The following is a 15,405-nucleotide window of genomic DNA, read 5'->3' as shown; positions in this document are numbered from 1 at the left end:
CTCAGGCCCCGAGCATTCCGGTCCACATCTGCGGGAAGTCCGGCAAGGTCTTGGCGGTTGTCGCCACGTTCTCGATCTCCACTCCGGGGACGGCAAGGCCGATGATCGACCCCGCGGTTGCCATCCGGTGGTCGTCGTACGTATGGAAGGTATCGCCGTGCAGAGGCCGGGGCCGGATGTGGAGGCCGTCGGCGGTCTCGGTGACATCGCCGCCCAGCTCGTTGATCTCCTTGGTGAGCGCGGCCAGCCGGTCCGTCTCGTGCAGCCGCAGGTGGGCGACACCGCTCAGGGTGGACGGGGAATCGGCCAGCGCCGCGACCGCCGCGATGCCCGGGGTCAGCTCGCCGACCTCGCCGAGGTCGACATCGATGCCGTGGATACGGCCCGAACCGGTGAAGGTGAGGCCGCGCTCGGTCAGCTCGCAGCTGCCGCCCATCGCCGTGAAGATCTCCCGCAGCGCGTCGCCCGGCTGGGTGGTGCGCTCGGGCCAGTCGGGGATCGTGACCCGGCCGCCGGTGACCAGCGCGGCCGCGAGGAACGGCTGGGCGTTGGAGAGATCGGGCTCGATGGTCAGATCACGGCCGAGCAGGGCGGAGTGGGAGACCCGCCAGACATTCGGCTCGCCGCCCGTCTCCGGCTCGTCTACCTGCGCGCCGACCGCCCGCAGCATGTCGACGGTCATCCGGATGTGCGGCATGGAGGGGAGCCTGGCGCCGGTGTGGCGCACCTCCACCCCCTGGTTGAAGCGCGGCGCCGACAGCAGCAGCGCCGAGACGAACTGGGAGGACGAGGAGGCGTCGATCGCCACCGGTCCGCCGTCCAGCGCACCGCCGCCGTGCACCGTCATCGGCAGCGAGCCGCGCCCCTCGTCGTCGATCCGGGCGCCGAGCACCCGCAGCGCGTCGATCACACCGGTCAGCGGGCGCTCGTACGAACGCGGGTCGCCGTCGAAGCGGATCGGGCCGTCGGCGAGCGCCGCGACCGGCGGCAGGAAGCGCATGACCGTGCCCGCGTTGCCGACGTCGACCGTGGTCGGGCCGTGCAGACCGGCCGGGATGACCCGCCAGGCCTCGCCGGAGCCGTCCGGGCCCACGCCCTCCTCGATGCCGACGCCCATCGCGCGCAGCGCCTCGGCCATCAGCAGGGTGTCGCGGGAACGCAGCGGGCGGCGCAGCCAGCCGGGCTCGGCGGCGAGGGCGGCGAGGACGAGCGCGCGGTTGGTGACCGACTTCGATCCGGGCACGGTGACCGTCGCGTCGACGGCCCCGGTCGCATGCGGGGCGGGCCAGAGGGCGGGGTGCACGGAACTTTCGGTCATGGCCCTTACTTTAGTGGCTCACCGCAAACCCGAATCTCGATCATATGGGTCGAAACAGGGGCGTAGCGCAAGCGTGGTAGAAGCCATCGGCCGGTACCGGCGCTCCCGTGCCGCCGGCCCTCACATGCCGAGCAGCCAGCGCCCGCCGCCGATCAGTGAGCAGAGCGACACCGCGTGGAAGAGGAAGAGCCAGAGCGCGGCCGGTACGTCCGTCAGCCGCGACAGCTGGTCCGCGTCCGAATCCGGCGCACCGCCGTACCGCCGCTTGGACTGGAGCTCGAAGGGCGGGCGCACGCCGCCGAGCAGCAGGAACCAGACCACGGTGTACGCGAACAGCGACTGCCAGGCGGGTGAGGCCAGCCAGGACACCAGCAGGAAGGCCGAGCCGGTGAGGATCACCGTCAGCGCCCCGTACACATTGCGGATCATCACCAGCATCACCGCGAGCAGCGCGGTGGCCACCCACAGCAGCAGGGTGATCCTGCCGTCGACCAGCAGCCACGCGCCGCCCAGGCCCAGCAGCGGCGCGGCGGTGTAGCCGGCGGCCGCGGTGAGGATCATGCCGATCCCGGTCGGCCTGCCGCGGCTGACGGTCAGGCCGCTGGTGTCCGAGTGCAGCCGGATGCCGGACAGCTTCCGTCCGGTGAGCAGGGCGATCAGCCCGTGCCCGCCCTCGTGCGCGATGGTGATCGCGTTCCGGGTCAGCCGCCATATCGGGTTCGGTACGACGGCGATCAGCGCGAGTGTGCCGGTCACCACCACGAGCCACTGCTCGGGGGCGGGCTGGGTACCGAACACGCGGTCCCACAGATTGCCCAGATCGGTGCTGTTCATGACGTGGGCGGCTCCTTGCGGTTCGGCTTGCGGTATCGGCGTCCGGTCGGCGTGGCGGTCGTGGCAGTCTGGCACTTATGTGCGGACGGTATGCAGCGAGTCGGCGGCCCGAGGACCTGACCGGACTCTTCCGGGTCGAGAAGTGGGAACCGGCGGAAACCCTGGCGCCCGACTGGAACGTGGCGCCCACCAAGGAGGTCTACGCCGTACTGGAGCGTCCTGTGAAAGACGCAGACGACCCGCGTCCGGTTCGCCAGATGCGCGCGCTGAAGTGGGGACTCGTACCGTCCTGGGCGAAGTCCCCGGAGGGCGCCGCGCGGATGATCAACGCCCGTGCGGAGACCGTCCATGAGAAGCCGTCCTTCCGCCGCCCCTTCGTCTCCCGGCGCTGCATCCTGCCCGCCGACGGCTACTACGAGTGGGTCACCGGCGCGGACGAACGGCAGCTGGAGGAGAAGGGGAGGAAGAAGCGCCCACGCAAGCAGCCGTACTTCGTGACACCCGCCGACGGATCGGTCTTCGCGATGGCCGGCCTGTACGAGTTCTGGCGCGACCGGACGCTGCCGGACGACCACCCGATGGCCTGGTGGGTGACCTGCTCGGTGATCACGACCGAGGCGGAGACCACTCCGCTCGCCGTAGCCCCCGCCGACGGCCCCGCCACGCTCGCCGGCATCCACCCCCGGATGCCGCTGATGCTGACCCCGGACCGCTGGGACGCCTGGCTCGACCCCTCGCGCACCGACGTCGAGGAGCTGAAGGCGCTGCTCGCACCGCCGCCGGGCGGGCTGATGCGGGCCTATCCGGTGGCCACGGCCGTCAGCAACGTCCGCAACAACGGCCCCGAACTGCTGGAAGAGCTGGCCGCGCCGGAGGTGGGCACACTCTTCTGAGCCTCCGGCGGGGAGGATGGGACACGTGAGTACTACAGAGACAGGCTGCCGGCCCGAGGCGGCCGAAACGGTCGACACCGATGCCGGGCCGGCCAGGATCAGCTGGTTCCCCGCGACGGGCACGAAGGAGACCGGGAGCGCGCGGCTGGTGCTGGCCCTCGGCCATGGCGCGGGCGGCGGCATCGAGGCCCGCGACCTCCAGGCCCTGGCCGCCGCGCTGCCCGCCCACGGGGTGACCGTGGCCCTGGTGGAGCAGCCGTGGCGGGTCGCCGGGAAGCGGCTCGCGCCCGCCCCGAAGACCCTGGACACCGGGTGGCGGGGGCTGTGGCCCGCGCTCGCCGCCGCCGGGGCGCCCGTCGTCGCGGGCGGGCGGAGCGCCGGGGCCCGGGTGGCCTGCCGGACCGCCGCGGAGCTCGGTGCCCACGCCGTTCTCGCGCTCAGCTTCCCGCTGCATCCCCCGGGCAAGCCCGAGAAGTCCCGCGAGGACGAGCTCCTCGGCGCCGGCGTACCCACGCTCGTCGTGCAGGGCGGCCACGACCCGTTCGGGCGGCCCGCCGAATTCCCGCCGGGGGAGTACGAGATCGCCGAAGTGCCGTACGGCGACCACGGGTTCGCCGTGCCGAAGAAGGCCGGTCCGGGCCAGGACGAGGCGATGGGCGTCCTGACCGCCGCCGTGACCGGCTGGCTGGCCGCCCTCGTGTGACGTACGCCCCGGGAATGTTGCGCGGGGGGCCGCTGTTGTCGGTGTCATCGGTACATCAATGTCGTACGTGGAGAGGGAGTCCGTCGCATGGGTTCGACCATCTGCCCGCGCCGCTCGAACGCCGCTGACCTGGAGTGGACGGTGCTGCATGCGGCCAAGACCACTTCCGAGCGGGCACTGGGCGGATCGGAACGACAGCCCGTCTCGAAGCAAGGTCGACTATTCTCCGATTCGAGCGGGTCCGGTTTCGGCTCCGCCACAGCGTTGGAGGAGGTGGGTCCGGTCACTGGGACCGACACAGGGACCGACGACGGCCGCGCACAGGAGACGCCCGCCGAGCGCAACGCGCGCTTCGAGCGGGACGCGCTCGGTTACCTCGACCAGATGTACTCGGCCGCGCTGCGCATGACGCGCAACCCCGCGGACGCCGAGGACCTGGTCCAGGAGACGTATGCCAAGGCGTACGGCTCCTTCCACCAGTTCCGTGAGGGCACCAATCTCAAGGCGTGGATGTACCGCATCCTCACCAACACGTTCATCAACTCGTACCGCAAGAAGCAGCGCGAACCCCAGCGCAGCGCCGCCGAGGAGATCGAGGACTGGCAGCTGGCGCGTGCCGAGTCGCACATGTCGACCGGTCTGCGCTCCGCGGAGTCGCAGGCGCTCGACCACCTGCCCGACTCCGACGTGAAGTCCGCACTGCAGGCGATCCCCGAGGAGTTCCGCATCGCCGTGTATCTCGCCGATGTCGAGGGCTTTGCCTACAAGGAGATCGCGGACATCATGGGGACTCCCATCGGTACGGTGATGTCCCGACTGCACCGGGGCCGCCGCCAGCTGCGCGGCATGCTGGAGGACTACGCCCGTGAGCGCGGGCTCGTCCCGGCCGGTGCCGGAGAGTCGGACGATCGGAAAGGCTCGGGCTCATGAGCTGCGGAGAGCCGCACGAGACGGACTGCTCGGAAGTCCTCGATCATCTCTATGAGTTCCTCGACCACGAGATGCCCGACAGCGACTGCACCAAGTTCGAGGTGCACTTCGAGGAGTGCTCCCCGTGCCTGGAGAAGTACGGCCTGGAGCAGGCGGTCAAGAAGCTGGTGAAGCGCTGCTGCGGCCAGGACGACGTGCCCAGCGATCTGCGGTCCAAGGTCATGGGCCGGATCGATCTGATCCGCTCGGGGCAGGCCGTGCCCGAGCAGGACGTGACGGCCGCGGCGAGCGAACAGCCGACCGCCGCCAAGGAGTGACACCCGGCGGCCGGGCCGTACCGGCCGCCGCCACAGGATCACCCGAATGTGCTAATCGGGCTCATTGAAGCTCGACGGGTCGCACAACTCGCTAGCGTGGCGCCTCCATTGACCATGTTGGGGGGGCGGGCCGAGCGGGTGAGAGCCACACGCGGGGCGGCGCGCGCGTACATTCCGGCGGTCGCGGTGGGCGCCCTGTGGTGCGTGCTCCCCGCCCTGCGCACCGGCGCGGGGACCCCGTGGGTCACCGTCGCACTGCTCACCGGGCTCTATCTGGTCTGTGAACTCCCCGGCCGCTGCCCCTTCTTCGGCAGCTCCGTGCCGATCCGTGCCGGATCGTTCTTTCCGCTGCTGCTCGCCGCCGCCTTCCTGCTGCCGCCCGCAGCCGCAGCCCTCGTCGCCGTGCCCGGCTCGCTCGTCGGCCGGGTGGAACAGCCGCCCGCCACCGCACGGCGCGTCTGGCGGGCCGCGCAGCTCACCGTCACGGTCTGGGCGGCCTCGTCCGTCCACGGACTCCTCGGCGGCACCGCCACGCTCGGCGGCTCCGGCCGGCTCCCCGACCTGCCCTACGCGATCCTGCCCGCCTGCGCCGCCGCCCTGGCCTTCAGCCTCGTGCTGACCGCGCTGGACGGCTCCATCCTGGTCGCGGCCGAACGGCTGCCCCTGCGGCGGGCCTGGAGCGGGCTGCTGCCCCGCTCGCTGGGAGCGCACCTGGTGCACGGACTGGCCGGGCTGATGATGGCGGTCCTGTGGCGCGGCCCGCACGGTCCGCTCTCCGCGCTGATCGTCCTGCTGCCGATGTACATCTCCTGCTGGGTCTTCGCCCAGTACCACCGCGAGCACGCCGCCCACCGCGCCACCATCAGGGCGCTGGTGCAGGCCGTCGACATCAAGGACACGTACACCCGCGGCCACAGCGAACGGGTCGGGCGGGCCTCCGTCCTCATCGCCCGTGAACTGGGCATGGACCCGGACCGCCTGGAGGTCGTCCGCTTCGCCGGCATCCTGCACGACGTCGGCAAGCTCGGTGTCCCCACCCGGGTGCTCCGCAAGGACGGGCCGCTCACGCCGGAGGAGCGACAGGTGATCGAACTGCATCCGGAGTACGGGCACGAGATCGTCCGCGGCATCGGCTTCCTCGGCGAGGCGCGGGCCGCGATCCTGCACCACCACGAACGGCTCGACGGCAGCGGCTATCCGTACGGGCTCAGCGGGCGCGAGATCCCGGAGTTCGCCCGGGTCGTCGCGGTGGCGGACGCCTTCGACGCGATGACGTCGACCCGGTCGTACCGGCGGGGGAGACCGGTGCCGGCCGCGCTGGAGGAGCTGAAGCGGTGCGCGGGCACGCAGTTCGACCCGCAGATGGTCAGGGCGCTGGTGCGCGGTCTCGAACGGCACGGCTGGTCGGCGGTGACGACGGCCGTGACGGCGGACGAGCCGGGGATCCCGGGGCCCCGGAGCGAGAGCGGGAAGGCCGTCCCGGGCCGCCCCCGGCCGTCCGGCGGACTCGACCGCGTACCCCCTCCGCAGCCACCGGCGGACGGGCTCGGCGCGGTGCCCGGTCCGCAGTCGGCCGCGGACCGTCGCGGATGACCCGGGCCAGGGCCGGGACACAGCCGCCCGCCGTCCTCACCGTCCGCGCCGCCGCGGCCCTGCTCGCCGCCGCCGGGCTCGCCCACACCCTCTGGTACGGCCTCCACGACCCCGGCCACGCCCTCGCCTTCGGGGTGCTCATCACGGTGGGCGAACTGGCCCGCTGGGGCGCGCTGCCCGGGGAGCGGGAGCCCGCACCGCTCGGAGCCGCCGGAGCGCTCGCGTACGCCCTGCTCGGCCGCAGCGGCGGCGGACCGACCTCGCACGGCGTCCTCCAGGTGATCGCCGTGCTCGTCGCGGCGCAGCTGGTCGCCTGCGTGCCCCATGTGGCGCGCGGCGCCGGACCGGCACTCGACCGGGTGGCCCGCCGCATCCTGACCGTCGCCTTCGCCGCCGTGTGCTTCCAGCCCCTGTACAACAGCGGCCGCGCCGGGAGCCGGTTCGGCGAGGGCCCGTCCTATGTGCTCGTGCTGCTCCTGATCCTCGTCCTGACCGCGCTGTGCGACGCCGTGCTCGCGGCCCTGCTGCTGCGCTCGCGCACCCGCCACCCCTACCCGCCGCTCCTGCGGGACGAGCTGCGCGGTCTCATCGGCATCGGGTCGGCGGTCTGCGCGACCGGGGTCGTGATGGCCCTCGGGGTGGCCGTCGCCGGGCTGTGGGCGCTGCCCGTCCTGTGCGTACCGCTGCTGCTGACCCAGCTCTCGTTCCGCCGGTTCGTCGCCGTGCGCACCACCTACCGGCAGACCATCGCCTCGCTCGCCAGGTCCACCGAGATCGCCGGGTACACCCCGCACGGGCACGCCCGCAGGGTCGCGGTGCTCTGCCGGGCCGTCGGCCGTGAGCTGGGGCTCTCCGGGAGCCGGCTGACCGTGCTGGAGCACGCCGCCCTGATGCACGACATCGGCCAGCTCTCGCTGGTCGACCCGGTCCCGGACGGGGCGACGGCCACCCTGCCCGCCGCCGAGCAGCGCCGCATCGCGCTGCTCGGCGGGGCCGTGGTCCGGCAGACCGGGGTGGACACCGAGATTGCCGTCGTCGTCGAACGGCAGGCCGACCCCTATCGCGAGCAGCCGTTGTCCGCCAGGATCGTCAGGGTCGTCAACGCATACGACGACCTGTGCGGGGAAAGTCTCATCGGGCCGCTGGGCGCACTGGAACAACTCAGGCTCGGGACCGCCCACGACTATCAGCCCGAAGTCGTGGAATCACTGGCCAGGGTCCTGGCCCGGGGCGGTCCGGCCCCGGTCCTGCCCGGGTAACCCATGGGTAATGAGCGGGCGTCCGGCCCGGCATGGTTGGATGCGAAGAAGAGCGGAAAACGAGGGTGTCCAGTCGGGACGGGCGGGAATCGTGAGGATCTTCGGGAAGGTACGGCATCGGCCCTCCGCCTCTTGGCGGCAGGCCACGGACCGCGCGTTCACGCTGATCGGCGACGGCCGGTACGAGGACGCGGGCGCACTGCTGACACGTGCGGCGGACCTGGAACCCTGGCTCTCGGAGTCGTGGTTCAACCTGGCGCTGCTGCACAAGTTCCGGCATGACTGGGAACAGGCGAGAGCCGCCGGCCTGCGGGCCGTCGCGCTGCTCGACAAGGAATCCGGCGCTCCCGACTGGTGGAACGTCGGGATCGCCGCCACCGCGCTGCAGGACTGGCCGCTGGCCCGCCGGGCCTGGCAGGCGTACGGCCTGAAGGTGCCGGGCGCCGGCCAGCACACCTCGGCGGCCAACAGCGAGCCGGTCGGCATGGAGCTGGGCAGCGCCGCGGTACGGCTGTCGCCGGAGGGCGAGGCCGAGGTGGTCTGGGGCCGCAGGCTCGATCCGGCCCGGATGGAGGTGCTCTCCATTCCGCTGCCGTCGTCCGGCCGCCGCTGGGGCGAGGTCGTCCTGCACGACGGGGTGCCGCACGGCGAGCGGGTCACCGCGGCCGGGCCTTCGTACCCCGTCTTCGACGAGATCGAGCTGTGGGCGCCGTCCCCCGTGCCGACCTGGGTGGTGCTGCTCGAAGCGGCCACCGAGGCGGACCGGGACGCGCTGGAGCAGCTGGCGTCCGACGCCGGGTTCGCCGCCGAGGACTGGTCGTCCTCCGTGCGGCTGCTCTGCCGGGCCTGCTCGGAGAGCCGGATGGAGAGCGACGAGGGCGACGGCGAGCACCTCGACCCGCACGACCACAGCGAGCCGGGGCATCCGGGCCCGCTGGGCCACCGCACCGCCGGTGAGCTGTGGGTGCCCGAGCGGGAGTGCGGGATAGCGGCGCCGGCCGGGCTGGTGCGCGGTCTGCTGGACGGCTGGGTGGCGGACAGCCCGGACAGCCGCGAGTGGCGGGATCTCGAAGAAGTCTGCTGACCGGTGCCCGTAGGCTGTACGGGCACCGGTCGCGGTGCTCGGGTGCCCGGGCCCCGCAACAGTCGGACGGCCGGGTTTCAGGTAGGGCCGGGCTTCAGGTCCAGGGCCCGGTTTCAGGTTTGAGGAAGGCGTACGGCGGACATGGCGCAGCAGGAGACGGACGAGCAGATCAGCGTCGACGACGAGGGTTTCGTCGTGGACACCGAGGACTGTGAGGCGCGCGAGGCGGCGCATCGCGAGCGCGGCACCTCCCGTCCGATCACGGTCGTGGGCAACCCGGTGCTCCACAGGGAGTGCAAGGACGTCACCGAGTTCGACGACGAGCTGGCCCGGCTGATCGACGACATGTTCGCGAGCCAGCGGACGGCGGAGGGCGTGGGCCTGGCCGCCAACCAGATCGGTGTCGACCTCAAGGTCTTCGTCTACGACTGCCCGGACGACGAGGGCGTGCGGCACGTGGGCGCGGTCTGCAACCCGGTGCTGGAGGAGCTGGCGCCCGAGGACCGGGTCCTGGACGACTCCAACGAGGGCTGCCTCTCCGTCCCGACGGCGTACGCCTCGCTGGCCCGCCCGGACTACGCGGTGGTCCGTGGACAGGACGCCAAGGGCAACCCGGTCAAGGTCCGGGGCAGCGGCTACTTCGCCCGCTGCCTCCAGCACGAGACGGACCATCTGTACGGCTACCTGTACATCGACCGGCTCTCGAAGCGGGACCGCAAGGACGCGCTGCGGCAGATGGCGGAGAACACCCCGCGCTACGAGACCGTGCCGAACGACTGAGCGCACACTTGGCTGTCGCCGACGGGCCCGGTCCTTCCCGCGAGGGGGACCGGGCCCGTCGGGCTTTGCTCCCGAGCGGCTGTCAACTGCCGTTTGTACGTGGGCAGTTGACGCGCGTCGACTCGTCCGACAGGCTCTCTCCCCATACCTCCTCACGGCAGGGAGCCCCCTCATGCTCAGACGTACCGCACGACTCCTGCTCGGGCTTGTCATGACCATGGCTTTCGCCTTGGGTGGTGCCGTGGTGACCGCCGGCACCGCACAGGCCGACGGCTGCTACACCTGGACCCGCACCATGTCCCCCGGCGCCACCGGCAACGACGTCGTCCAGCTCCAGATCCGGGTGGCCGGCTACCCCGGCTACAACTCCGTGCTCGCCATCGACGGCTCCTACGGGCCGGCCACCACCGCCGCCGTCAAGCGCTTCCAGGCCGCCTACGGCCTCGCCGCCGACGGCATCGCGGGCCCGGCCACCCAGGCCAAGATCTACGAGCTCCAGGACAACGACTGCACCCCGGCGCACTTCACCTACGCCGAGCACAACCAGTGCAACTCGACCTGGGCCGGTGGTGCCGTCGCGGCGGGCACGGCGAAGGCCAACGCGCTGAGCACCATGTGGAAGCTGGAGGCACTGCGGCACGCGCTCGGTGACCAGCCCATCCGGATCACCAGCGGCTTCCGCTCCGTGTCCTGCAACAGCGCGGTCGGCGGTGCGTCCAACAGCCGCCACATGTACGGCGACGCGGCCGACCTCGGCGCCGGACCGCACTCCCTGTGCACCCTCGCCAAGCAGGCCCGCAACCACGGCTTCAACGGGATCCTCGGCCCGGGCTACCCGGGCCACGGTGACCACGTCCACGTCAACCAGGGCCCCAGCCACTACTGGTCGGCGCCGAACTGCGGCGTCTGACGCGCACCGCACACGGCGAAGGGCCCCTGGAATCCGCCCGGAACAGGGGCCTTTCCTCGCGTCTCAGGCCACTTCGGCCATCGCGCCCGGGCCGCGGAAGGTGCGGCGGTACGCGTTCGGCGTGGTGCCCAGGGAGCGTACGAACTGGTGGCGCAGTGCGGCGGCGGTCCCGAAACCGGTGCGCCCGGCGATCGAGTCCACCGTGTCATCGGACGTCTCCAGCAGATGCTGGGCCAGCAGCACCCGCTGGCGCAGCAGCCAGCGGTACGGAGTGGTGCCCGTCTCCTGCTGGAAGCGGCGGGCGAAGGTGCGCGGCGACATGTGCGCCTGGGCGGCGAGCTGCTCGACGGTCATTTCTTGGTCGAGGTGGCGCTCCATCCAGACGAGCGTCTCGCCGACGGTGTCGCAGGGGGTGCGGGGCAGTGGCCGCTCGATGTACTGCGCCTGGCCGCCGTCCCGGTGCGGCGGTACCACCATGCGGCGGGCGATCGCGTTGGCGGCATCGGGGCCGTACGCCTGCCGGACCAGGTGCAGGCAGGCGTCGATCCCGGCCGCCGTGCCCGCCGAGGTGATGACCTGACCCTCGTCCACGTACAGCACATCGGGCTCGACGACGGCCCGCGGGAAGCGGCGGGCCAGCTCCGCGGCGTGGCGCCAGTGGGTGGTGCAGCGGCGCCCGTCCAGCAGTCCGGCCGCGCCGAGGACGTACGCGCCGGAGCAGACGCTCATCACCCGGGCGCCCCGGTCCACCGCCCGGCGCAGCGCGTCGAGGACCTCCTCGGGGTACTCCCGGTCCACGAAGTGGCTGCCGGCCGGCACGGCGATGAGGTCGGCCTCCTCCAGGCGGTCGAGGCCGTACGGCGTACTGATGGTGAAGCCGGCGTGGGTCCGGAGCACCGGGCCCTCGGCGGAGACCACGGCGAAGTCGTGGACCGGCAGGCCCTGGTCGCTGCGGTCGAGTCCGAAGACCTCGCACAGCACGCCCAGTTCGAAGGGGTGGACCTCGTCGAGCAGCAGAGCGGCGACATTTTTCAGCATGACGCCAGTGTGGCAGTAATTCGATGTTCCATGACAGTCCTGCCACTGCCGCGATCCGTCCGCACGGACGAGAGTAGAGCCATGAACACATTCCAGAACGTCCTGGGCATAGCCGCACTTATCGCTCTCGTCCTGCTGCCCGCCCTCGCCGGGCTCGCCCGCGAGCGCCGCATCGACCGCGAGCTGCGCGCCGCGGAACGGGCCCGGAGCGACGGGCCCCCGGAAACGGCGGGCGCCGCGCGGCCGGTCACGGCTGCGCGGCGCCCCTACCTCAGAAGCTGGGCCAGGATCTAGAAGTCGTCGTCGAAGGCGACCGAGCCCTCCACCGCCACCTGGTACGCGGACGGTCGGCGCTCGAAGAAGTTCGTCAGCTCCTGCACGCCCTGGAGTTCCATGAACGAGAACGGGTTCTCGGAGCCGTAGACCGCCGGGAAGCCCAGCCGGGTGAGCCGCTGGTCGGCGACGCACTCCAGGTACTGCCGCATCGACTCGGTGTTCATGCCGGGCAGCCCGTCGCCGCACAGATCACGGCCGAACTGCAGCTCCGCGGCCACGGCCTCCTTCAGCATGTCGGTGACCTGCTGCTGGAGCTCGTCGTCGAAGAGGTCCGGCTCCTCCTTGCGGACGGTGTCCACGACCTCGAACGCGAAGTTCATGTGCATCGTCTCGTCACGGAACACCCAGTTGGTGCCCGTGGCGAGACCGTGCAGCAGGCCCCGCGAGCGGAACCAGTAGACGTACGCGAACGCGCCGTAGAAGAACAACCCCTCGATGCACGCCGCGAAGCAGATCAGGTTCAGCAGGAACCGGCGGCGGTCGGCCTTCGTCTCCAGGCGCTCGATCTTCTCGACCGAGTCCATCCACTTGAAGCAGAACTGCGCCTTCTCCCGGATCGAGGGAATCTCCTCGACCGCGTCGAACGCCGCCGCACGGTCCTCCGGGTCGGGCAGGTACGTGTCCAGCAGCGTCAGATAGAACTGGACGTGCACGGCCTCCTCGAAGAGCTGCCGCGACAGGTACAGCCGCGCCTCGGGGGAGTTGATGTGCTTGTACAGCGTCAGCACGAGGTTGTTGGAGACGATCGAGTCCCCCGTCGCGAAGAACGCGACCAGCCGGCCGATCATGTGCTGCTCGCCGGGGGACAGCTTGGCGAGGTCGGCGACGTCGGAGTGCAGGTCGACCTCCTCCACCGTCCAGGTGTTCTTGATCGCGTCGCGGTAGCGCTCGTAGAAGTCCGGGTAGCGCATGGGCCGCAGGGTCAGTTCGAAGCCCGGGTCGAGCAGGTTCTTCTCGGAGTTGGTGGAGCTCATTACTGGCAGGCCTCGCAGGACTCGGGGTTTTCGAGGGAGCAGGCGATCGCGTCCGCGTCGGGCGCCGAAGCCTGCTGTACGGGAATGGGGGCGGCGGCCGCGGCCTGGCCGGAGGCGGCACGGGCGATCCGGGTCGCCGGGCGCGAGCGCAGGTAGTACGTCGTCTTCAGCCCCTGCTTCCAGGCGTACGCGTACATCGAGGAGAGCTTGCCGATCGTCGGCGTCTCCAGGAACAGGTTCAGCGACTGGCTCTGGTCCAGGAACGGCGTACGGGCCGCCGCCATGTCGATCAGACCGCGCTGCGGGATCTCCCACGCCGTGCGGTACAGCGCCCGCACCTCCTCCGGGATCCAGGCGAAGCCCTGCACCGAGCCACTGGCCTCGCGCAGCGCCTCACGGGTGCGCGCGTCCCACACCCCGAGCTGCTTCAGCTCATCCACCAGGTACGCGTTGACCTGGAGGAACTCGCCGCTGAGCGTCTCGCGCTTGAAGAGGTTGGAGACCTGCGGCTCGATGCACTCGTAGACCCCCGCGATCGAGGCGATCGTCGCCGTCGGCGCGATGGCGAGCAGCAGCGAGTTGCGCATCCCGCTCTTCGCGACGCGGGCGCGCAGCGCCTCCCACCGCTCGGGCCAGTTCAGCTCGGTGTCGTAGTGGTCGGGGTGCAGCACACCGCGCGCAGCCCGCGTCTGCGACCAGGCGGGCAGCGGTCCGGACCGTTCGGCGAGCTCGCAGGACGACTCGTACGCGGCGAGCATGATCCGCTCGGAGATCTTCGTGGAGAGCGCGCGGGCCTCGGGGGAGTCGAACGGCAGCCGCAGCTTGAAGAAGACGTCCTGGAGGCCCATGGCGCCCAGGCCCACCGGGCGCCACTTCGCGTTGGAGCGGCCGGCCTGCTCGGTCGGGTAGAAGTTGATGTCGACGACCCGGTCCAGGAAGGTCACGGCGGTGCGGACGGTGGCGTCCAGCCGCTCCCAGTCGATGGAGCCGTCGGCGACGAACGCGCCGAGGTTGACCGAGCCCAGGTTGCAGACCGCCGTCTCGCCGTCGTCGGTGACTTCGAGGATCTCGGTGCACAGGTTCGACGAGTGGACGACGGTGCCCGGCTCGGCGGTCTGGTTCGCGGTCCGGTTGGAGGCGTCCTTGAACGTCATCCAGCCCTGGCCGGTCTGTGCGAGGGTGCGCATCATCCGGCCGTACAGCTCGCGGGCCGGGATCGACTTGCGGGCCAGCCCCCGGGCCTCGGCGGCCCGGTACGCGGCGTCGAACTCGTCGCCCCACAGGTCGACGAGGCCGGGTACGTCGGCGGGCGAGAACAGCGACCAGTCGCCGTCCGCGTCGACCCGGCGCATGAACTCGTCCGGGATCCAGTGCGCCAGGTTGAGGTTGTGCGTACGCCGCTGGTCCTCGCCCGTGTTGTCGCGCAGCTCCAGGAACTCCTCGATGTCCGCGTGCCAGGTCTCCAGGTAGACGGCGGCGGCGCCCTTGCGGCGGCCCCCCTGGTTGACCGCGGCGACGGAGGCGTCCAGCGTCTTCAGGAACGGCACGATGCCGTTGGAGTGCCCGTTGGTGCCGCGGATCAGCGAACCGCGGGAGCGGATGCGGGAGTACGAAAGACCGATGCCGCCCGCGTGCTTGGAGAGCCGGGCCACCTGGTGGTAGCGGTCGTAGATCGAGTCGAGCTCGTCCAGCGGGGAGTCCAGCAGATAGCAGGAGGACATCTGCGGGTGCCGGGTGCCGGAGTTGAAGAGCGTGGGGGAGGAGGGGAGGTAGTCGAGCCGGCTCATCAGCCCGTACAGCGCCGCCACTTCGTCCACGGCGCGCTGCGAGTCGTCCTCGGCGAGCCCTGACGCGACCCGCAGCATGAAGTGCTGGGGCGTCTCGATGACCTGGCGGGTGTGCGGGTGGCGCAGCAGATAGCGGCTGTGCAGGGTCCGCAGCCCGAAGTAGCCGAAGCGGTCGTCCGCGCCGTCCGCGAGCGAACGCTCCACCAGCGCGTCGAGGGCGGCCGCGTGGCGGGCGACGAACTCGGCGGTACGGTCCGCGATCAGGCCCTCGCGGTGCCCGACGGCGACCGAGGCGGAGAAGGAGACCGCGCCCTGGCCGGCCGCCTCGTCCGCGATGGTGAGGGTCAGGAGCCGGGCGGCGAGCCGGGAGTAGGCGGGGTCCTCGGAGATCAGGCCCGCGGCGGCCTCGGTGGCCAGCGAACGCAGCTCCGCCTCGTCCGCCCGGGCGCTGCGGCCGCGCAGCGCGGCGGCGGCGACCCGGCCGGGGTCGGTGTCGGGCAGATCGGCGGTGAGGTCGGTCAGGGTCCGCAGCAGCGCGGTCCCCGGTCCGTCCTGTGCGGCTGCCTCGGACTCGGCTGCTGCGGACGCGGCGACTGAAGCCGGATCGGCTGGCGCGATGGTCACGTGGTGCTCTCCCTCGCTCGGCTCG

The 15,405-nt window shown here is 71.6% G+C and carries 15 protein-coding genes; 10 read left to right on the top strand and 5 right to left on the bottom strand.

Features of this window, described 5'->3' with window-relative positions; translation table 11 throughout:
* Position 1: 1 nt before the first annotated feature.
* Both aroA and BT364_RS04850 read right to left on the bottom strand, forming a co-directional pair.
* A complete protein-coding gene (gene aroA, locus BT364_RS04855; protein WP_072483835.1) occupies positions 2–1,318 on the bottom strand; it encodes a 3-phosphoshikimate 1-carboxyvinyltransferase in 1,317 nt (438 codons plus the stop codon).
* A gap of 120 nt (positions 1,319–1,438) precedes the next feature.
* Entirely contained in the window at positions 1,439–2,152 is a 714-nt protein-coding gene (locus BT364_RS04850) for a M50 family metallopeptidase (protein WP_072483834.1), read from the bottom strand.
* Positions 2,153–2,229: 77 nt separating this feature from the next.
* Between BT364_RS04850 and BT364_RS04845 the strand changes: the two genes are divergently transcribed.
* The 9 genes from BT364_RS04845 (at position 2,230) to BT364_RS04805 (ending at position 10,621) form a co-directional block, all read left to right on the top strand.
* The gene (locus BT364_RS04845; protein ID WP_072483833.1) at positions 2,230–3,045 is read left to right on the top strand and encodes an SOS response-associated peptidase; all 816 of its coding nucleotides are present in this window, start codon (positions 2,230–2,232) and stop codon (positions 3,043–3,045) included.
* Between the two features lie 16 nt (positions 3,046–3,061).
* Positions 3,062–3,748 carry an alpha/beta hydrolase family protein gene (locus BT364_RS04840; protein WP_072483832.1) on the top strand — a complete coding sequence of 229 codons (687 nt, stop codon included), beginning with the start codon at positions 3,062–3,064 and terminating at the stop codon, positions 3,746–3,748.
* 273 nt (positions 3,749–4,021) lie between these two features.
* Positions 4,022–4,678: a sigma-70 family RNA polymerase sigma factor gene (locus BT364_RS04835; protein WP_189542902.1), complete on the top strand. Its 657-nt coding sequence runs from the start codon at positions 4,022–4,024 to the stop codon at positions 4,676–4,678.
* Positions 4,675–4,995, top strand: coding sequence for a mycothiol system anti-sigma-R factor (gene rsrA, locus BT364_RS04830; protein ID WP_072483830.1), 321 nt, complete (start codon positions 4,675–4,677; stop codon positions 4,993–4,995). Before BT364_RS04835 ends, rsrA begins: the two co-directional genes overlap by 4 nt.
* Before the next feature lie 138 nt (positions 4,996–5,133).
* On the top strand, positions 5,134–6,588 hold the full coding sequence (locus tag BT364_RS04825; protein ID WP_072483829.1) for an HD-GYP domain-containing protein: 1,455 nt from the start codon (positions 5,134–5,136) through the stop codon (positions 6,586–6,588).
* Positions 6,585–7,847, top strand: a complete 1,263-nt coding sequence (locus tag BT364_RS04820; protein ID WP_072483828.1) for an HD-GYP domain-containing protein — start codon at positions 6,585–6,587, stop codon at positions 7,845–7,847. Before BT364_RS04825 ends, BT364_RS04820 begins: the two co-directional genes overlap by 4 nt.
* 91 nt (positions 7,848–7,938) lie before the next feature.
* A complete protein-coding gene (locus BT364_RS04815) occupies positions 7,939–8,931 on the top strand; it encodes a tetratricopeptide repeat protein (protein WP_072483827.1) in 993 nt (330 codons plus the stop codon).
* A gap of 141 nt (positions 8,932–9,072) precedes the next feature.
* Positions 9,073–9,711 (top strand): peptide deformylase, encoded by a 639-nt coding sequence (def, locus tag BT364_RS04810; protein WP_072483826.1) that lies wholly within the window; start codon positions 9,073–9,075, stop codon positions 9,709–9,711.
* 172 nt (positions 9,712–9,883) lie between these two features.
* Positions 9,884–10,621, top strand: a complete 738-nt coding sequence (locus BT364_RS04805) for a D-Ala-D-Ala carboxypeptidase family metallohydrolase (protein ID WP_072483825.1) — start codon at positions 9,884–9,886, stop codon at positions 10,619–10,621.
* Between the two features lie 63 nt (positions 10,622–10,684).
* On the opposite strand, the gene BT364_RS04800 is transcribed toward BT364_RS04805, so the two are convergent.
* On the bottom strand, positions 10,685–11,659 hold the full coding sequence (locus BT364_RS04800; protein WP_072483824.1) for a helix-turn-helix domain-containing protein: 975 nt from the start codon (positions 11,657–11,659) through the stop codon (positions 10,685–10,687).
* A gap of 81 nt (positions 11,660–11,740) precedes the next feature.
* Here BT364_RS04800 and BT364_RS04795 point away from each other — a divergent pair, with 81 nt between their 5' ends.
* The gene (locus BT364_RS04795) at positions 11,741–11,953 is read left to right on the top strand and encodes a hypothetical protein (RefSeq protein ID WP_072483823.1); all 213 of its coding nucleotides are present in this window, start codon (positions 11,741–11,743) and stop codon (positions 11,951–11,953) included.
* On the opposite strand, the gene BT364_RS04790 is transcribed toward BT364_RS04795, so the two are convergent.
* Positions 11,950–12,969 carry a ribonucleotide-diphosphate reductase subunit beta gene (locus tag BT364_RS04790; protein ID WP_072483822.1) on the bottom strand — a complete coding sequence of 340 codons (1,020 nt, stop codon included), beginning with the start codon at positions 12,967–12,969 and terminating at the stop codon, positions 11,950–11,952. The two genes, BT364_RS04795 and BT364_RS04790, sit on opposite strands and share 4 nt — an antisense overlap.
* Positions 12,969–15,380: a ribonucleoside-diphosphate reductase subunit alpha gene (locus tag BT364_RS04785; protein WP_072483821.1), complete on the bottom strand. Its 2,412-nt coding sequence runs from the start codon at positions 15,378–15,380 to the stop codon at positions 12,969–12,971. The genes BT364_RS04790 and BT364_RS04785 overlap by 1 nt, the downstream gene beginning before the upstream one ends.
* Positions 15,381–15,405 lie beyond the last annotated feature (25 nt).

The organism is Streptomyces atratus (assembly GCF_900119365.1).
GTDB lineage: Bacteria > Actinomycetota > Actinomycetes > Streptomycetales > Streptomycetaceae > Streptomyces > Streptomyces atratus_B.
Note: the sequence above shows the minus strand (reverse complement) of the source record. Positions and strands in the feature narration are given on the sequence as shown.